Annotated in this window: 1 pseudogene; it reads left to right on the top strand. The window is 72.1% G+C overall.

Annotated features, from left to right (window positions below):
* Nucleotides 1–892 (top strand): annotated as a pseudogene (locus tag RHBS_RS29465) (hypothetical protein); the annotation flags it as partial.

The raw sequence follows: 892 nt of genomic DNA, 5'->3' as shown, positions 1-892 counted from the left end.
GCCGCAGGCGCAGTGGCAGGCGGCGGACTCGCAGCGGGCGGCAGCCTGACCGGCGGCGTCGATGTGACGGGCGAGATCGCAGCTTCTCTCCAGGCAGCACTCGCCGCGGCGTTGGCAGTCGGAGGCCAGATCGGTCTGGAGCTCGGCACCGCCTTCGGCGGCGCATTCGACGCCTTGCTCGGTGCAGGCATCGAGGGCGGCCTCGGGCTCGGTGGCGGTCTGGATCTGGACCTCGACGGTTTGCTCGGCGGAACCGTCGGACTCGGCGCTGCTCTGACCGGACTGATCGGAGCAGGCGCAGGCATCGGCGGAGAGATCAGCGGAGACATCGCCGCCCAGCTGCAGGCAGCACTCGACGCCGCCATCGGCGCGACCGGTGCCGTGGACCTCGGCGCACTGGCCGATATCCAGGGCGGCCTGGCCGGCGCTCTCGGTGCGGTCTTCGGAGTCGGCGGAGCCGTCGGAGCAGAGCTCGGCGCGGCCCTCGGTGGAGTCTTCGACGCCGCACTCGGTGCCGGAGCCGGACTGGACATCGCGGGTGACCTCGGTGCCGCTCTGACCGCGGGAATCGGCGGCGCACTCGGCGGACTGGGAACCATCGGTGCAGATCTGACCACCGACATCGGTGCCGCACTGGACGGCGCTCTCGGTGCCGGAGGCGCACTGGTCGGCGACCTGGCCGGCGGAGTCGGCGCGAGCCTGGGTGGTCTCTTCGCGGCAGACGGTGCCATCGCAGGATCCATCGGATCCGCACTCGGAGCCGTCCTCGACGCCGGTGCGCTCGCTGACCTCGATGTCGACGCTCTGCTGGCCGCGGGCGGCAACATCGGCGCAGTGGTCGGCGGCGCACTGGGAACAGCGCTCGACCTCGACACCCAGCGCAGTCGCCAGC

It is taken from the genome of Rhodococcus sp. BS-15, assembly GCF_000813105.1.
In the GTDB taxonomy this organism is placed as follows: Bacteria; Actinomycetota; Actinomycetes; order Mycobacteriales; family Mycobacteriaceae; genus Rhodococcoides.
This window is presented reverse-complemented; position numbering and strand designations above follow the sequence as displayed.